Origin of the sequence: Roseateles sp., assembly GCF_031397715.1 — a bacterium.
Taxonomy (GTDB): Bacteria; Pseudomonadota; Gammaproteobacteria; order Burkholderiales; family Burkholderiaceae_C; genus Paucibacter_A.
This window is the reverse complement of sequence record NZ_JANNMI010000353.1, coordinates 1-4,532: the sequence shown is the minus strand read 5'-3', so window position 1 is coordinate 4,532 and position 4,532 is coordinate 1. Positions and strand designations below refer to the sequence as shown.

Genomic DNA, 4,532 nt, shown 5'->3' with positions numbered 1-4,532 from the left:
ACCGACCCGGCTTTGCAGCAAGACTTTGCCGAGGATGTGGTGCTCTTGAAACTGGTCGGCATGAACCCGGTGGTGGTGCACGGCGGCGGCCCGCAGATCGAGGGCGCCCTGAGTCGCCTGGGCAAGAAGGGTCAATTCATTCAGGGCATGCGCGTCACCGACGAGGAGACCATGGAGGTGGTCGAGTGGGTGCTGGCTGGCCAAGTGCAGCAGGATATCGTCGGCCTGATCAATGTGGCCGGCGGCAAGGCGGTGGGCCTGACGGGGCGTGACGGCGGCATGATCCGGGCCAAGAAGCTGAAGATGCTGGACAAGGACGACCCCGCCAAGGAGCACGATATCGGCCAGGTCGGCGACATCGTCAGCATCGACCCCAGCGTGGTGAAGGCGCTGCAAGACGACCAGTTCATCCCGGTGATCAGCCCGATTGGTTTCGGTGAGCACAACGAGAGCTACAACATCAATGCCGATGTGGTGGCCGGCAAGCTGGCCGAGATCTTGAAGGCCGAGAAGCTGGTGCTGCTGACCAACACGCCCGGTGTGCTGGACAAGGCCGGCAATCTGCTGACCGACTTGAGCGCGCGCGAAATTGACGAGTTGTTTGCCGACGGCACGCTGTCGGGCGGCATGCTGCCCAAGATCGCCTCGGCGTTGGAGGCGGCCAAGAGCGGCGTCAATGCGGTGCACATCATCGATGGCCGGGTGCCGCATGCGATGTTGCTGGAAATTCTCAGCGACCAGGCCTACGGAACCATGATCCGGTCTCACTGAGACCGGATCATGGTTCCGCGTCTGAGCGCAGCGAGGACTTGCGATGATCCGGTCGCCCGGTGGGACCGGATCATGGCCCGGCCGTCCAGGCTTGTCTGGTTCTTCGACCTCGACGACACCCTGCATAACGCCTCGACCCATGTGTTCGGCGCCCTCAGTCTGGCGATGACCGATTACATCGCCACCCATATCGGTGTGCCGCGCGAAGAAGCCAATCGCCTGCGAGTGCTTTACTGGCAGCGCTACGGCGCCACGCTGTTGGGCCTGGTGCGCCACCACGGCGTGGCGCCCGCGCATTTTTTGCACCACACCCATCGCCTGAGCGGCGTTGAGCCGCTGCTGCATTGCCATGCGCATGACTTGGCCGCGCTCAGGCGCCTGCCGGGGCGCAAGTTCTTGTTGACCAATGCGCCCAGAGCCTATGCCGAACGGGTGTTGGCAGCGCTGGGGATTGCGCCTTGTTTTGAGGCGGTGATCGCCTTCGAGCAGATGCGTATGTTTGGCCAGTTACGGCCCAAACCCGACGCGCGCATGTTTCGCCATTTATTGGCCGGCTTGAAGTTGCACGCCAGCGATTGCGTGCTGGTCGAAGACACCCTGGTTCATCAAAAAGCCGCACGGCGGGTCGGCATGCAGACGGTCTGGATGCAACGCTGGCTGCACGGCTCACAGTTGCATGGCCCCGCAGCCGCCGCTCGGTTGCGGCGCCGGCCGGTCTATGTGGACCGGCGCATCAATCGGCTGTCAACCCTGCTGCAGGGTTAGCGAGCCCCCCGCCCGAGACATACTCGGTCAGCCCCCGGCGGGGGCCAAGTCGTTCTTGGGGGCGGCCCGGCGAACGACTTGAGAGCCCAGCTCCGCCATCCCCTGTTTGAGGCCGTGGTTGGGGTGCGAGCGGTGCCGGTTCTGCGTTACCGTGTGATGACTTCGCTTGTCGCTTCATCGTCACGTCATTGCTCGTCATGGCCCCTATTTTCTCTGTGTTGATTGTTGAGGATCAGGCCCGCTTTCGCGACGCCTTTGCCCGCTCCTTGGCGTGCGTGCCCGACATCCGGTTGCTGGGGCTGGCGGCTGATTTTCCGCAGGGGCGCTTGATGTTTGACGCCAGCTCGCCGGATGTCTTGCTGGTCGATCTGGACCTGCCCGGCGGCAGCGGTATCGACCTGATACGCCACGCGGCGCTGACCCAGCCGGCCTGCGAGGTGATGGTGATTTCGGTGTTCGGTGACGAACAGCATGTGCTGGCCAGCATCGCGGCCGGCGCCAGCGGCTATCTGCTCAAGGACAGCCTGGCGCTGGACCTGCCCGAGCAGCTGCGCACGCTGCGCAGCGGCGGCAGCCCGATCAGCCCCATCATTGCCCGCCGCCTACTCAGCCGCTTGGCGCCGGCCAGCCATTCGCATGCGGTCGCCGCGGGATTGAGCGCGGGGTACGCGCAAGCGCTGGACGAGGATGCGGTGGCATTGTCGGAGCAGGAGTCGCGGGTGCTCCATCTGGCGGCCAAGGGCTTCACCTTCGACGAGATTGCCGGTTTCATGAAGGTCTCTCCGCATACCGTGATGACCTATGTGAAACGGGTCTACCGCAAGCTTCATGTGCGCTCCAAGGTGGAGGCGATCTATGAGGCGCGCCGGCTCGGTTGGCTGCGTGACTGAGAGGCTGAGAACTTTTTGCTGCGCGACCGCCATGCGTCGTTGGCCGAATGTTGGCTCCGACATCACATTTGCTTCGCAAATATGAGTCTCGCCGCAACTTCGTTGTCGAAATCCTCACGTACGGGGAGTACGTTCCGGTTTCTGCGCTCCGTCCGCCTAGCCTGACGGCCGCTCGCTACAAAATTTCTCAGCCTCTGAGCGCCACGCGGCTGTGCCAGAATCGGCCGCCGGCCGCCGTCATGGGCCGCATGCTGTCGCGATATCGCAATACCTGGATACCGCGCGATCAACCCCCAAGCCGCCACGCCCATGTCCGCACCTGAGCCAAAATTGAATCTTGTCGCTGCGTCAAGGGTCGAGCCCATGGCACCCGCCCGCAAGCGCCCGCGCCCGGGCGAGCGCCGGGTGCAGATTTTGCAGACCCTGGCCAGCATGCTGGAGCAGCCCGGTGCGGACCGCATCACCACCGCTGCGCTGGCCGCCAAATTGGAGGTCAGCGAGGCGGCGCTGTACCGGCACTTCGCCAGCAAGGCGCAGATGTTCGAGGGCCTGATCGAGTTCATCGAGGGCAGTATCTTCACGCTCTTGAATCAGATCAGCGAGCGCGACGGCTCCGGCCTGCTGCAGGCGCAAAAAATTGTTTCGATGCTGCTGCAGTTTGGCGAACGCAACCCCGGCATGACGCGGGTGATGGTCGGTGACGCGCTGGTACATGAAAACGAGCGCCTGGTGCTGCGCATGAATCAGTTCTTTGACCGTGTCGAGTCCTCGCTGCGCGTGGCCTTGCGCAATGCAGCGGAAGCCAACGGCTCCAGCACGCCGACGGTGGACGCCAATGCGCAGGCTTCGGTGCTGGTCAGCTTCATCATCGGCCGCCTGCAGCGCTATGCGCGCAGCGGCTTCAAGCGCAGCCCGATCGAGCAGCTGGAGTCGGCGCTGCGCATGTTGCTGGGCTGAAGCTGGCCGCTACACTGGCCGGCCTTCCTCAGCGCGCCGACCATGACCGATCCAGTCCAACCATCCCTGCAGGCCTTTTTGCAACGCGCCGAGGCCTTGTTGGCGCGGGTCGAGACCCTGTTGCCGCCGGTTCTGAGCGCGCCCGACTGGCAGGCTGCGGCGGCGTTCCGCTACCGGCGCCGGCGCGGCGTGCCGGTGCTGGAGCCGGTGCGGCATGCGGCCACCATCCGCTTGAGCGAGTTGCTTGAGGTCGAGACGCAAAAGCAGCGCCTGCTGCAAAACACCGAGCAATTCGTGTCCGGCCGGCTGGCCAATAATGTGCTGCTGACCGGCGCCCGCGGCACCGGCAAAAGCTCGCTGATCAAGGCCTGCCTGAATGAGTTTGCGCCGCGCGGCCTGCGCCTGATTGAGGTCGACAAGGCCGATCTGGTCGACCTGCCCGATCTGGTCGACCTGGTGGCCGAGCGGCCAGAGCGCTTTGTGATCTTCTGCGACGACCTCAGCTTCGATGCGGGCGAGCTGGGCTACAAGGCCTTGAAGTCGATGCTGGACGGCTCGGTCGCGGCGGCCAGCGACAACGTCTTGATCTATGCCACCAGCAACCGCCGCCATCTGCTGCCCGAGCAGCTGAAGGATAACCTCAGCTACACCCACCAGCCCGACGGCGAGGTCCATCCGGGCGAGGCGGTCGAGGAGAAGATTTCGCTGTCCGAGCGCTTCGGCCTGTGGCTGAGCTTCTACTCCTTCAGCCAGGACGAGTATCTGGCGATTGCCGCTCAATGGCTGCGTTACTTCAGCGTGCCCGAGGAGCTGATTGCGGCCGCGCGCCAGCCGGCGCTGGTGTGGGCGCTGGAGCGCGGCTCGCGCTCGGGCCGGGTGGCTTACCAGTTCGCCCGCGATCTGGCGGGACGTGAGGGCTTCAATCATGTCTGAGCGGGAACCTGTCGACGTTGCTGTCGGCGTGCTGGTCGAACGTGACGCGCAGGGCCGTGAGGGGCGATTTTTGTTGACCAGCCGCCCGGTCGGCAACGTCGACAGGTTCCCGCTCAGACATGATTGAAGCCCTCACGTCCCGCCAGATCGCGGGCGAACTGGTAAGCCACCCGGCCCGAGCGCGAGCCGCGCTCCAGCGCCCACACCAGCGCCGGC

General features: G+C 64.6%; 6 protein-coding genes and 1 other RNA gene. 6 read left to right on the top strand and 1 reads right to left on the bottom strand.

All coding sequences use genetic code 11. The features are described from left to right. From argB to RMO57_RS15385, 6 genes are all read left to right on the top strand, one after another. The coding region (argB, locus tag RMO57_RS15410) for an acetylglutamate kinase (RefSeq protein ID WP_310388106.1) at positions 1-771 on the top strand (771 nt) is incomplete at its 5' end. Positions 772-843: 72 nt separating this feature from the next. Beyond that, on the top strand, positions 844-1,536 hold the full coding sequence (locus RMO57_RS15405; protein WP_310388104.1) for a pyrimidine 5'-nucleotidase: 693 nt from the start codon (positions 844-846) through the stop codon (positions 1,534-1,536). A 197-nt stretch (positions 1,537-1,733) separates the two neighbouring features. Beyond that, complete coding sequence (locus RMO57_RS15400) at positions 1,734-2,426, top strand: response regulator transcription factor (RefSeq protein ID WP_310388103.1); 693 nt, start codon at positions 1,734-1,736, stop codon at positions 2,424-2,426. A 116-nt stretch (positions 2,427-2,542) separates the two neighbouring features. Then, a non-coding RNA gene (locus RMO57_RS15395) (sX9 sRNA) lies at positions 2,543-2,619 on the top strand. Positions 2,620-2,735: 116 nt separating this feature from the next. Next, positions 2,736-3,383, top strand: coding sequence for a nucleoid occlusion factor SlmA (slmA, locus tag RMO57_RS15390; protein WP_414896440.1), 648 nt, complete (start codon positions 2,736-2,738; stop codon positions 3,381-3,383). A gap of 42 nt (positions 3,384-3,425) precedes the next feature. Further along, positions 3,426-4,316, top strand: a complete 891-nt coding sequence (locus RMO57_RS15385; RefSeq protein ID WP_310388099.1) for an ATP-binding protein — start codon at positions 3,426-3,428, stop codon at positions 4,314-4,316. Between the two features lie 113 nt (positions 4,317-4,429). On the opposite strand, the gene RMO57_RS15380 is transcribed toward RMO57_RS15385, so the two are convergent. Then, positions 4,430-4,532: DUF815 domain-containing protein (locus RMO57_RS15380; protein ID WP_310388108.1), on the bottom strand; the 103-nt coding region annotated here is incomplete at its 5' end.

What these genes read in the sequence shown, in the direction of transcription:
- RMO57_RS15405 (WP_310388104.1), top strand. Translation starts at nt 844, where the DNA reads ATGGCCCGGCCGTCCAGGCTTGTCTGGTTCTTCGACCTCGACGACACC.
- RMO57_RS15385 (WP_310388099.1), top strand. Translation starts at nt 3,426, where the DNA reads ATGACCGATCCAGTCCAACCATCCCTGCAGGCCTTTTTGCAACGCGCC.
- RMO57_RS15400 (WP_310388103.1), top strand. Translation starts at nt 1,734, where the DNA reads ATGGCCCCTATTTTCTCTGTGTTGATTGTTGAGGATCAGGCCCGCTTT.
- slmA (WP_414896440.1), top strand. Translation starts at nt 2,736, where the DNA reads ATGTCCGCACCTGAGCCAAAATTGAATCTTGTCGCTGCGTCAAGGGTC.